Raw genomic sequence first — 15354 nt, 5'->3', positions numbered from 1 at the left:
CGGCGCAAGGCCAGCACTGGAAGTCATGTCGGGTCCGCCCGGCTCGACGCCACGCCGGCGAGCGTCGATCATGGGCGCTCGAAAGCGGACACGGAAACGCACATACGATGGACGCCATGCCGGAATGGATCGCGGCGCACGCGCTGCTGCTGTGGGCGCTGCTGTTGCTGCTGGCCCTGCTGGCCGGCGACCTGGCCTGGCAGCACAACGCGCGCTGGCAGCACCGCGCACGCCATCGGGGCGAGCCGGCGGTGGTGCTGCGCCGGCACGTCGGCCTGCTGCTGGCGCTGGTGCTGGCCCTGGCCTTCACCGCCATTGCCTTCGCGGTCAACGCGCAGCAAGGCGGCAGGCTGCCGGGTTTCGACACCGGGCTGGCCGAACAACTGCGCGCGCAGTTGCCGACGCCGGTACTGCGCGCGATCGCCATGCTCACCCACCTGGGCGACCTGCTGTGGGTGGCGCCGCTGTCCGCCGTGATCGCCGTGTTCTTGCTGTGGCGCAGACATCGGCGACTGGCTGGCGCGTGGATCATCGCGCTGTTCGGCATCCTGCCGATCAACGGCGGGCTCAAGGCGCTGTTCCAGCGGGTGCGGCCGCTGCATGACCACGGCTTCATCATCGAGCCGGGCTGGAGCTTCCCCAGCGGCCACGCGTTCGGCGCGATGGTGTTCTACGGCATGCTGGCCTATGTGCTGTTGCGGCTGACGCCGCGTTTCCACCGCGCCATCATCGCCGCCGCCGTGCTGCTGATCGGGATGATCGGGATCAGCCGCATCCTGTTGCAGGTGCATTACTTCAGCGACGTGATGGCCGGTTATGCCGCGGGCGCGGCGTGGCTGGTGGTGTGCATCGTGGTCGCCGAAACCCTGCGCCAACCGCCGCCGGAGACATCACCATGAACGACCTGTTTGCCACCAGGACTCATCACGGCCCGACCGTCCGCGTGGGCATCGGCGGCTGGACCTACGCGCCGTGGCGCGACAACTTCTATCCGCCGAAGCTGGTGCAGCGGCGCGAGCTGGAATACGCCAGCCGCCAGCTGCGCGCGATCGAGATCAACGGCACCTTCTACGGCGCGCAGAAGCCCGCCACCTACGGGAAGTGGGCGAAGGAAACGCCGGAAGGTTTCGTGTTCTCGCTGAAGGCGCCGCGCTACGTGGTGGAAAGCCGGCGCCTGGCCGACGCGACCAGGGGCGCCAACGGCTTCATCCACGGCGGCCTAGCCGAGATGGGCGACCGGCTGGGGCCGATCCTGTGGCAGTTGTCGCCGTCGCGGCCGTTCGACGCCGACGACCTGGCCGCCTTCCTCGACACCCTGCCCCGCGAACTCGACGGCCGGCCGCTGCGCCACGTGCTGGAAGTGCGCCACCCCAGCTTCCTCGACGCCGCGTACGTGGAACTGGCGCGCAGCCACCGCATCCCCACCGTGTTCACCGATTCGCCGAAGTACCCGTCGCTGGCCGACCTCACCGGTGATTTCAGCTACGCCCGGCTGATGCGCAGCGAAGACGACCACCCTGCCGGCTACGCGCCTGCCGAGCTGGATCGCTGGGCCGGGCATGCGCGCGACTGGGCCGTCGGCCACGACATCGCCGAACTGCCGCACGTCGGGGCGCTGCAGAAAAAGGCCTCGCCGCGCGACGTGTTCGTGTTCTTCATCAGCGCCGCCAAGCACCGCAACCCGGCCGCCGCGATGGCGCTGCAAAAGCGCGTCGATGCCACGGCGCAATCCGCAGGTCAGGCCGGCCGGTAGTAATCCACCTCGCGATAACGCCGCGCATACAGGCCGAACGCCAGCGCGGCGAGCAGCGCGAACGCGGCGAAGAAGAACATCTGGAAGGCGGTGATGCTGAGCCCGCTGCTGGCGATCGACCCGGTTACCGTGTCGTTGCGCACCGCCGCGTTGGCCAGCAGCACCCACAGGTTGCCGACCGTGGTGGTGAGGTTCCAGAAGCTCATCACCACACCCTTCATCGAGGCCGGCGCCTGGCTGTAGGCAAACTCCAGCCCGGTCGCCGACACCAGTACCTCGCCGAAGGTCAGCAGCGCATACGGCAGCACCTGCCACACGATGGACAGCGGATCGCCGCCATCGATCACCATCTGCAACCCGCCCACCGCGATCCACGCCAGCCCGCTGAAGGCGATGCCCGTGGTCATCCGGCGCAGCGCGGTGGGCTCGTAGCCGAGCCGGCGCAACATCGGATACAGCACGAAGTTGTTGAACGGGATCAGCAGCATCACCAGCAGCGGATTCAGCGCCTGCATCTGCGCGGGTACGAACCATGAAGGCATGGTCATCTCGCCACCCTGCACCACCCAGGTCGAGGCTTTCTGGTCGAACAGCGAGAAGAACGGCGTGGTCAGCGCGAAGATCACCAGCACCCGCAGCACGTTGCGCGCGCCATCGACGGCGTGATCCGGATGCAGGCCGCGTGCGCGATCCATCTGCAGCCACGCGCCGCCGCCCACGCCGCCGATCAGCAGCACCAGCGCGATGCAGGCGCAGATCACGAAGCCCAGCGACGGCACCAGCACGAACGAAGCCAGCGCCAGCGCCACGGCCGCCGCCGCGACCCACAAACCGGGCCGCGCCTGGCCGGGCCGCTGCGTCAGCAAGGCGGTGCGGACCACCCGCGAGAACGCATCCCGGTCGGGCGGCCCCGGCGGCACCATCACGTATTGCCGGCGGCCCAGCCAGAACACCACGGTGGCGATGAACATCAGGCCACCGGGAATGCCGAACGCCACCGCCGCGCCGTAGTGGCGCAGGAACAGCGGCATCAGCAGCGAGGCGAAGAACGAGCCGAAGTTGATGATCCAGTAGAACGCGTCGAACACCATCTTCGCCAGGTGCTTGTTCGACTGGTCGAACTGGTCGCCCACGAACGACGCCACCAGCGGCTTGATGCCGCCCGCGCCCAGCGCGATCAGCGCCAGTCCGGTGAAGAAGCCCAGCCGGTTGTGCTCGAAGATCGCCAGGCAGGCGTGGCCGGCGCAGTAGATCAGGCTCATCCACAGCACGGTGTTGTACTTGCCGAAGAAGCGGTCGCTGAGCCAGCCGCCCAGCAACGGGAAGAAGTACACGCCGATCACGAAGGTGTGGAAGATGTCCTTCGCCGCCAGGATGCGCTGCCCCTCGGGCATGTACAGCAGCAAGGTGGTGATCAGGAACGGCGTGAGGATGTTGCGCATCCCGTAGAACGAGAAGCGCTCGCAGCCTTCGTTGCCGATGATGTAGCCAATCTGCCGCGGCAAACGGCCCGTGGCGTGGTCGGGGGTAGTGCTCATCCAGACTCCAGGATTCGGGCGGACGGCGCAAAGGCTGCGTCCAGGGAAGCCCGAGTGTGCGTAATTTCCTGCGATGAAGGAAGCCGGCTAGTCCGCCGACGCTCCGGCGCCTGCTAAGCTCGCCGCGCCTTCTGCTGCTCCGCGAGCCCATGCGCCGACTCAAACCACTGCTCCTGCTGGCGATCGTCATTTTTGCGGTGACGATGTGGAACCGCCACGCCGTCACGCCGCGCACGACGGCACCCACCCCGACCCATGCGGGCGGCGAGGCTGCCACGCGCGCGCCGCAAGGCGCCGAGGCGGGCGACACCTCGGGCGACGCCTCGCTGCCGGCGCAGGCGCGCGAGATGGTGCAGCGGATCAACCGGGGCGGCCCGTTCGAGCACAGCCAGGACGGCGCCGTGTTCGGCAACTACGAAGGCCTGCTGCCGAAACAGCCGCGCGGCTACTACCACGAATACACGGTGGAGACACCGGGCGCACGCACCCGCGGTGCGCGCCGCATCGTCACCGGCGGCACGCCGCCGGCGGAGTGGTACTACACCGACGACCACTACCGCAGCTTCCGCCGCTTCGAGGTGGCGCGATGAGTGCGCAGCGTTTCGACCTGGACCTGACCCGGCCCAGCCAGAGCGGGGTGTACTTCGTCGGCGCCGACGACATCGACCGGCTCGATCGCGCCGCCACCCGCGACGACCTGTGCGTGTGCCGCACCGACCTGGCCGGCTGTCGCGACAAGGACGAACTGCTGCGCCGCCTGGTCGTGTCGCTGCAGCTGCCCGCCAGCTTCGGCTACAACTGGGACGCACTGGCCGACTGCCTGCGCGACCTGGGCTGGATGCCGTCGTGGGGCTACGTGCTGCTGTTCGAGCACGTCGACGAATTGCGCGAAGCGGCCGGCGCCGACTACGACATCCTGCTGGGCATGCTCGACGATGCCGCCACCTTCGGCGAAGAACACGATCGTCCCTGGTTCGCGTTCCTGGCGCTGCCCGACAGCGCGTTCGAGCCCCCCCACCCTCCCGCCTGAGCGCGGACCATCCATCCACGGCAAACCCATGCAAACCATCGAATTCGAACTGGAAGGCGACTACGTCGAGCTCAACATGCTGTTGAAGCTGGTCGGCCTGTGCGACAGCGGCGGCGCCGGCAAGGCGATCGTGGCCACCGGCGCGGTATCGGTGGACGGCAAGGTCGAGCTGCGCAAGACCTGCAAGATCCACGCAGGCCAGGTGGCCACCATCGACGACGTGGAGATCCACGTGCTGGCCGACCCGGAAGGCTACGACGACGGCCGCCCGCAGGCCCGCCGCCCCGGTTGAATCAGCCGCGCGGCAGTTCGTCCAGCCGGCGATCGAAGTCCGCATCGACGGGAAGCCGCAGCAGGAATTCACCTTCCATCACCGCGCGCAACTCGGCCAGGTCATGCAGGCGGCGGCGCACCGGTTCCTGGCCGATGCGACGCTCGGTGTAGTCGTAATTGAGCAGGCCCAGCCGCCGCTCCGCCGTGGTGCGCCCGAGCAGCAGGTTGCCCACGAAGCGCGAAGCGGCATGCGTCGACACGTAGTGGTTGGCCACCACGTAATCGACCATCGGCACCGGGTGCAGGTCGAAGCGGTACAACGTTCGCCACTCGCCACGGGACAGCGACTGCATGCGCCACTCGGCGTCGTGCTGCAGCAGGCGGAACGGCTCGTGGCCGGTGGCCTGCTCGACATCAGGAAGCAGGCGCAGCGCGCCGGTCAGCACGTGGCCACCGAAGCCCACGTCGACCAGCCAGCTTTCGGCAGCCAGCACGACGTGCAGCAGCATGTGGGTCTGCGGGGTTTCCAGGTCTTCCGGATGCCCCCACAGCACGCGGGCGATCAGGCCGCTGACCTCGAAGCCGATCCTGCGCAGCACGGCCTCGAACAGCAGGTTCTGCTCGAAGCAGTAGCCACCGCGGCCTTCGTCCACCAGCTTGCGCTGCAGTGCCGTCAGGCCCAGCTCCACCGGCAGGCCCATCAGCGGGTCGAGGTTGGCGAACGGGATCGAGGCCACGTGCGCGATGGCCAGCCCGCCCAGCGTGGCCAGGTCGACGGCAATCGGGCCGGTCCAGCCCACGCGGTGCAGATAGGCGTTCAGGTCGATGGCTTCAGGCACGCCGCTCTCCGGTCAGGTCGACGCCCATGGTAGCCAGCGCGTCGCCTGCCTGCATGTAACCGCGGGTGAGCGGTTGGCGAATCATCAGGTGAGCGCGCAGAAACGGCAGGCATCCGTTGCCGTCCGTTGTGCGTACCCCTCCATGCATGCCGTGCCTGTGCATGCCTTTCCTCCGCGAGGTTGCCCATGTTCCGCCATCGTGCGTTTCGCCTGTTCCCGCTTCTCGGCGCCATCCTGCTTACCGGCCTCGCCGCCTGCCAGCCCACGGCGGTTGCCGGCGAGCTGGCACGCCTGCCCGCTCCCGCCGTCGATGCCGCCCATTCGACCGCGCACAACGAAGTCGCCGTGTTCGCCGGCGGCTGCTTCTGGGGCATCGAGGCGGTGTTCGAACGCATCAAGGGCGTGCAGCGGGTCACCGCCGGCTATTCCGGTGGCGACGCCAATACCGCGCACTACGAAGAGGTCGGCAACGGCGACACCGGCCACGCCGAGTCGGTGAAGGTGGAATTCGATCCATCCCGGGTCAGCTACGGCCAGTTGCTGCAGGTGTTCTTCTCCGTCGCGCTCAACCCCACCGAGCTCAATCGGCAAGGCCCCGACAGCGGCACGCAGTATCGCTCGGTGGTGTTCTACGCCAACGACGAGCAGCGGAAGATCGCCACCGGCTACATCGCCCAGCTGACCTCCATCAACGCGTTCGGCGCACCGATCGTCACCCGGGTGGTGCCGCTCAAGGCCTTCTATCCGGCCGAGGCTTACCACCAGCACTATTACGACCTGCATCCGAACAACCCGTACATCGTGTTCAACGATGCGCCCAAGGTCGCCCACCTGCGGCAGCTGTTTCCCGAGCTCTACCAGGCTCCGCAACATCTGGTGGAAGTCCAGCTGCACTGAAGCGATCTGGCGCTGCATTGCCGATGTCTTCCCGCCTCGGGTTGCATGAGGCGGCACGGCCCCCATCTCGGAAGCTTCGCGCGTCATCGCGCGCTTCCGATATCCTCCCCACGTGCCGCCTCATGCCGCCCCTCCTGCTCCACCGAAGGAACTCGCCCGCAGCTTCCTGGGCGTGTTCCGCTACAGCGGTCGCGCGCTGGAGCTGGTGTGGAGCACCAGCCACGCGCTGACCGTCGCGCTGGCCGCGCTCACCCTGATCGCCGGCCTGCTGCCGGCCGGCATCGCCTGGGTCGGTGCGCACATCGTCGATGCGGTGGTGACCGCCAGTCGCCTCTGGACCGCAGACGGCCACGCGCCGCTGCGCCCGGTCTTCGAATGGGTGGCGCTGGAAGGCCTGCTGGTGGCGGCGCTGGCCGGCGCGCAGCGCGGTTTGTCGCTGTGCCAGTCGCTGCTGCGGGCGCAGCTGGGCCAGCGCGTCAACGTGATGATCCTGGAGAAGGCGCTGACCCTGGAGTTGGCGCACTTCGAGGACTCGGAGTTCTACGACAAGCTCACCCGCGCCCGGCGCGAGGCATCGAGCCGACCGCTGTCGCTGGTGACGCGCACGTTCGGGCTGGGCCAGAACGCGATCTCGCTGCTCAGCTACGGCAGCCTGCTGTTCCAGTTCTCGCCGTGGGCGGTGGCGGTGCTGCTGCTGGCCGGCCTGCCCTCGTTTTTCGCCGAGACCAAGTTCTCCGGCGACGCGTTCCGGCTGTTCCGCTGGCGCTCGCCCGAAACGCGCATGCAGCTGTATCTGGAAACCGTGCTGGCGCGCGAGGACCACGCCAAGGAAGTGAAGCTGTTCGGCCTGGGCCCGCTGCTGCTGCAACGCTATCGCGACATCTTCCACACCCTGTACCGCGCCGATCGCGACCTCGCCGTGCGCCGCGACAGCTGGGGTTTCGTGCTGGGCCTGCTGGGCACGCTGGCGCTGTACGGCGCCTATGCGTGGATCGCCGCCAGCACCGTGATGGCACGCATCACCCTGGGCCAGATGACGATGTACCTGGCGCTGTTCCGCCAGGGCCAGTCGGCTGTATCGGCGATGCTGTCGGCGATCGGCGGCATGTACGAGGACAACCTCTACCTCTCCACGCTGTACGAGTACCTGGAAACCCCGGTGCCGCCGGCGACCGGCATGGCGCAGCACGGGGCGAAGCCCGAGGACGGCATCCGCTTCGAGCAGGTCAGCTTCACCTACCCCGGCGCCAGCGAGTCGGCGCTGCGCGACATCGACCTGCACATCCGCCCCGGCGAATCGCTGGCTCTGGTCGGCCAGAACGGCTCGGGCAAGACCACCCTGATCAAGCTGCTCACGCGCCTGTACACGCCCGACCGCGGCCGCATCCTGCTCGACGGCACCGACCTGCGCGAGTGGGACGAGGGCGTGCTGCTGCAGCGCATCGGGGTGATCTTCCAGGACTTCGCGCGCTACCAGATGCGCGTGGGCGAGAACGTGGGCGCCGGCGACGTCACCCACTTCGACGACGAGGTGCGCTGGCGCGAGGCCAGCGACAAGGGCATGGCCAGCGATTTCATCGACAGCCTGCCGGCCGGTTTCGATACGCAGCTCGGCAAGTGGTTCAACGACGGGCGGGAACTCTCCGGCGGCCAGTGGCAGAAGATCGCCCTGGCCCGCGCCTTCATGCGCTCGCGCGCCGACATCCTGGTGCTGGACGAACCCACCGCCGCGATGGACGCGCAAGCGGAAGCCACCATCTTCGAACACTTCCGCGAACTGTCCGGCGGCCGCATCGCGATCCTGATCTCGCACCGCTTCTCCACCGTGCGCATGGCCGACCAGATCATCGTGATCCAGGACGGCCGCATCATCGAGCGCGGCAACCACGTGCAGCTGATGGCCGAGGACGGCCATTACGCGCATCTGTTCTCGCTGCAGGCGCAGGGGTATCGATGAGGTCGTGAGGACCGCGGGACGACTCAGTCGTAATAGCCGGGCGCAAACACGAGCACGCTTTCCGCCGGGGCTTTCGGGTCGTCTTTCGCATACGGAACGTAAAGGCTTAGCCCCAGCGCCAGGGAGATCGCGCCGTCGACCTCACGCTGCAGCTGAGGGTCCCTGGACTTCAGGTATTTCACGGCCTCGTCGAAACCCATGCCCAACAAGTTGATGCCGTAGAGTCCAGCCGCTGCCGGCGAGGCAAGCTCGATCGCCTCGAGTTGTCCGGCCCTGTCGTAATTGGCGAACAACCCCGCTTCGACGAAGTGGTCAGTGGGATGCGCGGCATCCGGGCTGCGCTTGAATGCGTTGAACCTGGCATGCAGCAGCGCCCTGACTTGCGAGGCGGACATTCCGAAAAGAAGACGATCCACACCCTTGTGCGAAGCGATCACGCATTCCATCGAATGCTCGCCTCCCGCAACGCCAGGTCGGCATCCGGCATCACTCGAACAACAATTTTCGCAAACGATCCTGGGTTGGCCCGCTGCTTTCGTCATTGAAAGGCATTTCCGCGGCAACCATACGCAGTACGCCATGACGCATCTCGCTGGTTCGAAAATCGGAGCATGCGAGCAAGTTGTCCCGTCGAAACGTACCCCTGAGTGCCCAGAAACGGGGACCAAACCACATGACATGACCGACCATTTCGACGTAACCGGGTTTGAGGCTTCTTCGTCCAGGGTTGCCGGACGTATCGACGACCAGCTTTTGCAGCGGCGCCGGCAATCCGTTCGAAATCATCGGCAAGCCCGCCATGCTCCTGCCTGCGGCCTGATACTGCAGCGGATCTGCCGCGTTCTGCCAGAACGAATAGTCACTGTTTACGAGACACGCCTGAACAAACCCTTCGCAACCAAGCAAGGCGCCCACGACTTCTTGCCAGGCGGCAAGCGGGCAAGGTTCACCCATGCTGACCGTCACTGACTGCAGTTGAAACGCACGCATGGTCGAAAAGTGAATCGATAGAGCGCCCGCCCCGATCTTGAAGGACGGCTTTCCATCCATCGCAATCCTGCCGATGGCAGCCTGGGCCGGCATCGGCTCTTCGTAGAGCGTGACCGACTTGTCTCGCAGATGCAGGGCACCGATGAGTCGGTTGGCTGCATCGTCGGCAGCGAGCGAATCCATCGCAAAGATCAGCTCGATTTGCTCAGCATTTTTGTTCATCAATGGAATTCCTTGACTATGACGGTGACGCCTTGGCGCTGACCGTAATCGATAAGTCCCGATGCCGCTTGCGCACCGCCGGGCTGAACCCGCAGATCGAGCACCATGTTCGCCGGTTGGCCGTCAACCGTGGCACCATTGGTGGCAAGATCATCGATGTGGCTTTCCAGCCGTCCCAGCCATGAGGCGCCTGTGGTGTCCACCGTTTTCAGGCTGACCAGCGTATCTCCTTGCTGAAAGTCCACCAGCGGAAAATAGCCTCCCCGCTCAGCGCCCACGCGATACCAGCCATTGGCAGGACTGTATTCGGATTTCGCCAATCGGGATTCAATCGCGATTCCGCGGTCCCGGGGAGGCATCTCCCATACGCTTTTCTCCGTCCTTGTTTCCGGCTTTGGCGTCTCTCTTGTATTCCTTGGTGGAGCGTTTCGCCGAACGCGCGCGAAATCATCGGGCGATTGCTCTCTCCCAGGCCCTCCTGCCGTCGACTCCTGACGGGCAGGCCGCAACCGCGGGTCTGCCCTGAGCTTCGACTCATTTCGCAACAACCATTCGCCGAACTTGCGCCCCAGACGACCATGGCTGGCCTTTTCGGCGAGTTCCCGCATGCTGCCGCGACCCTTGCTGACGTAGGCGACAATCGCCATCAGCAAGAGGACGAACATGGCCACGTGACCACGGGCAAGCAGGCTGGCCGCGTGCCGGATGGCGAAGGCATTGATGTGCGGTTGCCCCTGAGGCAACGATGGCGGAGCGGCGGCAAGCCACGCCTCGCGAATCCCGCTCCAATAGGTACGTCCGATAGCTGGCAGGCCTTCGACGACGAATTCGGCCAACGCCTTCAGACCCAGCGCGGCGAGTATCCATTCGCCGGCTTCCGCTCCCAGCGCTGCGCCCGCCACCGCACCCGGTGCGGCGCCCGCCCCGAAACCGCCGAAGAATCCCGCGACGCCACCAAGCAGCGCGCCGATGCCAGTGGTTGCGACCATGATCACCAGGCATTCGGCCAGCAAGCGGGCGATCTCCCGGGCGATCGCGGCGACGTCCAAGTCATGGAAGTCGTGCTCGATCTGTTCGGCAGCCTGCTGGGCCGATTGTGTCAATGCCTCCCTGAGGCAGAAGCTGCGCGCCGCGATCAGGGCGGCATCACCCCTTACCGCGGAAACTCCGCGCGCAGCCCAGCGTTCCAGCTCGATCCATGCACCTTGCAGTCCCGTCATCGTCCCTGATCCCCGGTCGACAAAATCTCATCGAGGCCAGAGGATAACGTGCATCCATGCCTCGTCGGCGTGACATGCGTCATCCTTGTGTGATGCTGCGCACGGCGGACCAGGGCGTCGCAGGCAGGCTCCGCGCCACGACGCATCACGACACACGGGTATCCCGCCGATGGACACGCGCAACATGGACGATACCGACGAACGGCTCATGCGACGCCCGCGCTACGCCGGCGTGGAGATTCGAAAATCCGCGGGTGCCACCTATACGCCGGCCGCCCTCGCCGACTTCGTCGCGCAACAGATGCTGCGCGTCGCCACCCTGCCCCGGCGCGGAAGCATCCGCGTGCTTGATCCGGCAGCCGGCGATGGCGCCCTGCTCGATGCCTTGATCACGGCACTGCCGGCCACGCTGCGCAAACGCCTGCAGGTGCGCGGCTACGACATCGACCAGCCAGCGCTGGCGCAGGCTAACGAGCGCCTTCGTCGCGATCATCCCGACGTGGACATCCTGCTTGAGCAAGCCGACTTTCTCGACGTGGTCAGCCGCCTGTCCAACAACACGACGACAAAGCGTTTCGACCTGGTCATCGCCAACCCGCCCTACGTGCGCACGCAGATCATGGGCGCGCAACAGGCGCAACAACTGGCGCGACAGTTCGGCCTGACCGGCCGGGTGGATATGTATTACCCGTTTCTGCTGGGCATTTCGCGGGTACTCAGCGAGGACGGCGTGGCGGGCGTCATAACCTCCAACCGCTTCATGAGCACCCGCTCTGGCCAGGTGGTGCGGCGCGAGCTGTTGTCGCGCTTCCGTTTGACGCAGGTATGGGACATGGGCGACAGCAAGCCGTTCGGCGCCGCGGTATTGCCGGCCGTCCTGTTGGCGCGCGGCGCAAATCCGGACGGTACTGCCGATGCCGCGATCGGCTTTTCCTCGCTCTACGAAACGCGCGAGCCCGCCACGACCGAAGCCGCGGATGCGCTGTCCGCGCTGGCGGCCGGCGATGACGAGGTGGCGGGCCTCGCCGACGGTCGCCGCTTCCGCGTCCGGCATGGCGTGCTCGATCATGGCGATACGACGGAGGGTGTCTGGCGCCTGGCCAGCGTGGCTGGCGAGCACTGGCTGGCCACGGTCGCCGCACACACCTGGGCCACGTTCCGCCATATCGGCAAGATCCGCGTGGGCGTAAAATCCACCGCCGACAAGGTCTTCATCCGCGATGACTGGGATGGCCTGCCCGATGGGCGGCCGGAACTGCTGCGCCCCCTGATCACGCGCCACGCCGCGCGCCGGTTCAAGGCCGACATGTCGCCGGCACCATCGCGGCGCCGGGAAATCCTGTATCCCCATGTGGTCGTGAACGGCCGGCGCGAAGCTGCCGACCTTGGTCTTTGCCCGAACGCGCGCGCCTATCTGGAACGTCATCGCGACACGCTAGAGGCACGCAGCTACCTCATTGCAGCCGGGCGTCGCTGGTACGAACTGTGGGTTCCCCAGGACCCGGCCGCATGGAGCGCCCCGAAACTGGTCTTTCCGGACATCTCGGAAAAGCCCGTGTTCTGGATGGATACGAAAGGCGGCGTGGTCAACGGCGAGTGCTACTGGCTGCAGTGCCAACGCGAACACGAGGAGGATCTGCTGTGGCTTGCGCTGGCCGTGGCCAACTCGGGCTTCATCGAGGCGTTCTACGACCACCGCTTCAACAACAAGCTCTACGCTGGCCGCCGACGCTTCATCACCCAGTACGTGGAACAGTTTCCTCTGCCCGATCCGGCCCGCCGTGAGTCCGCCGAGGCGGCGGCGCTGGCGCGGCAGATTCACGAGCGGCTGCCCGGCGACGACGCCGAACGGCTGGCTCGCGAACTCGATGCGCGGATCTGGACATTGTTCGGCCTGGCACCGCCAGCGGGGCGGTCCTGATGCCTTCCATGCCGCCGGGCCGAGTCTGCGCGGCTTGACCGTCGCCACCTGCGCACCCCATGCTTTGCCGTCTTTTCTCCATCGAAACACACGCATGAGCAGTCGCTACAACGCCGCCGACATCGAAGTCCTGTCCGGCCTGGACCCGGTGAAACGCCGACCGGGCATGTATACCGACACGACCCGGCCAAACCATCTGGTGCAGGAGGTGGTGGACAACTCGGTGGACGAGGCGCTGGCCGGCCACGCCAGTGCGATCGAGGTGGTGCTGCACGCCGATGGCTCGGTGTCGGTAAGCGACGACGGCCGCGGCATGCCGGTGGACATCCATCCCGAGGAGGGCGTGTCGGGCGTCGAGCTGATCATGACCCGGCTGCACGCGGGCGGTAAGTTCAGCGGCAAGAACTACAGCTTTTCCGGCGGCCTGCACGGCGTGGGCGTGTCGGTGGTCAACGCGCTGTCCGATCGGGTGGAAGTCACCATCCGCCGCGACGGTTCCGAGTACGCGATGGCGTTCGAGCACGGCGACAAGGTCAGCCCGCTGGAAGTGATCGGCACGGTCGGCAAGAAGCGCACCGGCACCACCCTGCACTTCTGGCCCGAGGCGAAATACTTCGACTCGCCCAAGGTGTCGCTGGGCAAGCTCAAGCACCTGTTGCGGGCCAAGGCCGTGCTGTGCGCCGGCCTCAACATGAAGCTCACCGACGAAGCCAGCGGCGAGGTCATCGAGTGGCATTACGAGGACGGCCTGCGCGACTACCTGCGCGGCGAGCTCGAAGGCAACGAAGCCCTGCCCAACGACTTGTTCGTGCACCAGATGGCGCGCGATGCCGAAGGCATGGAGGTCGCCCTGGCCTGGCTGCCCGAGGGCGAGCTGGTGCAGGAAAGCTACGTCAACCTGATTCCCACCGCCCAGGGCGGCACCCACGTCAACGGCCTGCGCACCGGTCTGACCACCGCGATCCGCGAGTTCTGCGACATCCGCAACCTGCTGCCGCGCGGCGTGAAGCTGGCGCCGGAAGACGTGTGGGAGCGCATCGCGTTCGTGCTGTCCGCACGGCTGCAGGACCCGCAGTTCGCCGGCCAGACCAAGGAGCGGCTGTCCTCGCGCCAGGCCGCCGGCATGATCGAGAACGTCATCCACGACGCCTTCAGCCTGTGGCTGAACCAGAACGTGGGCACCGGCGAGCGCATCGCCCAGCTGGCGATCGAGCGCGCCAGTGCGCGACTGAAAGCCGCCAAGCAGATCGTGCGCAAGAAGATCACCCAGGGCCCGCAGCTGCCCGGCAAGCTGGCCGACTGCACCGCCACCGACCTCACCCGCACCGAACTGTTCCTGGTCGAGGGCGACTCGGCCGGCGGCAGCGCCAAGCAGGCGCGCGACAAGGAGTTCCAGGCGATCCTGCCGCTGCGCGGCAAGATCCTCAACACCTGGGAAGTCGAATCGACCTCGGTGCTGGCGTCCGAGGAAGTGCACAACCTGGCGGTGGCGATCGGCTGCGATCCGGGCAAGGACGACCTGTCCGGCCTGCGCTACGGCAAGGTGGTGATCCTGGCCGATGCGGACTCCGACGGCCTGCACATCGCCACCTTGCTGTCGGCGCTGTTCCTGCGACATTTCCCCAGGCTGGTCAGCGAAGGCCACGTGTTCGTGGCGATGCCGCCGCTGTTCCGCGTCGACGTGGGCAAGCAGGTGTTCTACTGCCTCGACGAAGGCGAGAAGGAAGCGATGCTGCAGCGGATCGAGCGCGAGAAGATGAAGGGCGCGGTCAGCACCACCCGCTTCAAGGGCCTGGGCGAGATGAACCCGCCGCAGTTGCGCGAATCGACCATCCACCCGGATACGCGCCGGCTGGTGCAGCTGACCATCGGCGACGACGACGGCACGTCGAAACTGATGGACATGCTGCTGGCCAAGAAGCGTGCCGGTGACCGCAAGGCGTGGCTGGAAGAAAAAGGCGACCTGGCCACACTCGAGGTCTGAACCGAGCGTCGCTGGCCTGACTTCCCTGCACTGGGTGCCAGGCGGCTCCCGTGCATCCGTTCCGATGCAAGCTGCGTATCTCCAGTTGCTTCCAATCCGCGAAGCGGAAAACCTGGAGAACATTCATGAAGACCCTTTCCCGCATGCGTGCCCTGGCCATAGGCCTTTCCATGGCTCTGGCCACCGCTGCCGTGGTGCCGATGGCGATGGCCGGCCAGATGGAGTCGATGAGCATGCAGAAGACCGTGATGGTTGGCGGCGCTGCCATGTATCCCACGAAGAACATCATCGAGAACGCGGTGAACTCGAAGGATCACACCACCCTGGTCGCCGCGGTGAAGGCCGCCGGCCTGGTCGAGACGCTCGAAGGCACGGGTCCGTTCACCGTGTTCGCGCCCACCAACGAGGCGTTCGCTGCCCTGCCCGCCGGTACCGTGGACAATCTGCTGAAGCCGGAAAACAAGGCCACGCTGACCAATATCCTCACCTACCACGTGGTGCCGGGCAAATACACCGCGCACGACCTGGCCAAGCTGGCCAAGGCCCACGCCGGCAAGGCGATGCTGAAGACGGTCGAGGGCGACTCGATCACCGTCGCCGGCAAGAACGGCAAGTGGACCGTCACCGATGCCAAGGGCAATGTCGCGAATATCACGATCGCCGACGTCGCCCAGTCCAACGGCGAGATCTTCGTGATCGACAAGGTGCTGATGCCGTAACAGCGAAGTTG

15 protein-coding genes are annotated in these 15354 nt (G+C 66.4%); 10 read left to right on the top strand and 5 right to left on the bottom strand.

The window, feature by feature from the left end; translation table 11 throughout:
- Nucleotides 1–116 precede the first annotated feature (116 nt).
- Both ABNK63_RS06955 and ABNK63_RS06950 read left to right on the top strand, forming a co-directional pair.
- Nucleotides 117–899 carry a phosphatase PAP2 family protein gene (locus tag ABNK63_RS06955; protein ID WP_350017030.1) on the top strand — a complete coding sequence of 261 codons (783 nt, stop codon included), beginning with the start codon at nt 117–119 and terminating at the stop codon, nt 897–899.
- Nucleotides 896–1753, top strand: a complete 858-nt coding sequence (locus ABNK63_RS06950) for a DUF72 domain-containing protein (RefSeq protein WP_007805114.1) — start codon at nt 896–898, stop codon at nt 1751–1753. Before ABNK63_RS06955 ends, ABNK63_RS06950 begins: the two co-directional genes overlap by 4 nt.
- Here the strand turns inward: ABNK63_RS06950 and ABNK63_RS06945 are convergent.
- Nucleotides 1738–3291, bottom strand: coding sequence for an oligopeptide:H+ symporter (locus ABNK63_RS06945; protein ID WP_350017029.1), 1554 nt, complete (start codon nt 3289–3291; stop codon nt 1738–1740). The genes ABNK63_RS06950 and ABNK63_RS06945 overlap by 16 nt on opposite strands.
- Nucleotides 3292–3440: 149 nt before the next feature.
- On the opposite strand from ABNK63_RS06945, the gene ABNK63_RS06940 reads away from it, so the two are divergent.
- From ABNK63_RS06940 to ABNK63_RS06930, 3 genes are read left to right on the top strand one after another with little or no spacing between them, the layout of a single operon-like run.
- Nucleotides 3441–3881, top strand: a complete 441-nt coding sequence (locus ABNK63_RS06940) for a ribonuclease domain-containing protein (protein WP_350017028.1) — start codon at nt 3441–3443, stop codon at nt 3879–3881.
- The gene (locus tag ABNK63_RS06935) at nt 3878–4321 is read left to right on the top strand and encodes a barstar family protein (RefSeq protein WP_350017027.1); all 444 of its coding nucleotides are present in this window, start codon (nt 3878–3880) and stop codon (nt 4319–4321) included. The genes ABNK63_RS06940 and ABNK63_RS06935 overlap by 4 nt, the downstream gene beginning before the upstream one ends.
- A gap of 28 nt (nt 4322–4349) precedes the next feature.
- Nucleotides 4350–4613, top strand: a complete 264-nt coding sequence (locus tag ABNK63_RS06930) for an RNA-binding S4 domain-containing protein (protein ID WP_056718792.1) — start codon at nt 4350–4352, stop codon at nt 4611–4613.
- 1 nt (nt 4614) lies between these two features.
- Here the strand turns inward: ABNK63_RS06930 and ABNK63_RS06925 are convergent, their stop codons facing one another.
- Complete coding sequence (locus ABNK63_RS06925) at nt 4615–5433, bottom strand: arylamine N-acetyltransferase (protein WP_350017026.1); 819 nt, start codon at nt 5431–5433, stop codon at nt 4615–4617.
- 186 nt (nt 5434–5619) lie between these two features.
- On the opposite strand from ABNK63_RS06925, the gene msrA reads away from it, so the two are divergent.
- On the top strand, nt 5620–6330 hold the full coding sequence (gene msrA, locus ABNK63_RS06920) for a peptide-methionine (S)-S-oxide reductase MsrA (protein WP_007805100.1): 711 nt from the start codon (nt 5620–5622) through the stop codon (nt 6328–6330).
- A 112-nt stretch (nt 6331–6442) separates the two neighbouring features.
- Nucleotides 6443–8287 (top strand): ABC transporter ATP-binding protein, encoded by a 1845-nt coding sequence (locus ABNK63_RS06915; protein WP_193385044.1) that lies wholly within the window; start codon nt 6443–6445, stop codon nt 8285–8287.
- Between the two features lie 23 nt (nt 8288–8310).
- Here the strand turns inward: ABNK63_RS06915 and ABNK63_RS06910 are convergent, their stop codons facing one another.
- From ABNK63_RS06910 to ABNK63_RS06900, 3 genes are read right to left on the bottom strand one after another with little or no spacing between them, the layout of a single operon-like run.
- Complete coding sequence (locus tag ABNK63_RS06910; RefSeq protein WP_007805096.1) at nt 8311–8733, bottom strand: hypothetical protein; 423 nt, start codon at nt 8731–8733, stop codon at nt 8311–8313.
- Between the two features lie 40 nt (nt 8734–8773).
- A complete protein-coding gene (locus ABNK63_RS06905) occupies nt 8774–9499 on the bottom strand; it encodes a hypothetical protein (RefSeq protein ID WP_007805095.1) in 726 nt (241 codons plus the stop codon).
- Nucleotides 9499–10719 (bottom strand): DUF6861 domain-containing protein, encoded by a 1221-nt coding sequence (locus tag ABNK63_RS06900; protein WP_007805092.1) that lies wholly within the window; start codon nt 10717–10719, stop codon nt 9499–9501. The genes ABNK63_RS06905 and ABNK63_RS06900 overlap by 1 nt, the downstream gene beginning before the upstream one ends.
- 169 nt (nt 10720–10888) lie before the next feature.
- On the opposite strand from ABNK63_RS06900, the gene ABNK63_RS06895 reads away from it, so the two are divergent.
- The 3 genes from ABNK63_RS06895 to ABNK63_RS06885 all read left to right on the top strand — a co-directional run bounded on the left by ABNK63_RS06895 (nt 10889) and on the right by ABNK63_RS06885 (nt 15343).
- Nucleotides 10889–12640: an N-6 DNA methylase gene (locus tag ABNK63_RS06895; RefSeq protein WP_350017025.1), complete on the top strand. Its 1752-nt coding sequence runs from the start codon at nt 10889–10891 to the stop codon at nt 12638–12640.
- Between the two features lie 94 nt (nt 12641–12734).
- Nucleotides 12735–14624 carry a DNA topoisomerase IV subunit B gene (parE, locus tag ABNK63_RS06890; protein ID WP_350017024.1) on the top strand — a complete coding sequence of 630 codons (1890 nt, stop codon included), beginning with the start codon at nt 12735–12737 and terminating at the stop codon, nt 14622–14624.
- Nucleotides 14625–14824: 200 nt separating this feature from the next.
- On the top strand, nt 14825–15343 hold the full coding sequence (locus ABNK63_RS06885) for a fasciclin domain-containing protein (RefSeq protein ID WP_343123501.1): 519 nt from the start codon (nt 14825–14827) through the stop codon (nt 15341–15343).
- Nucleotides 15344–15354: the final 11 nt, after the last annotated feature.

This window comes from Rhodanobacter sp. IGA1.0, assembly GCF_040208325.1.
Lineage (GTDB): Bacteria > Pseudomonadota > Gammaproteobacteria > Xanthomonadales > Rhodanobacteraceae > Rhodanobacter > Rhodanobacter spathiphylli.
This window is presented reverse-complemented; position numbering and strand designations above follow the sequence as displayed.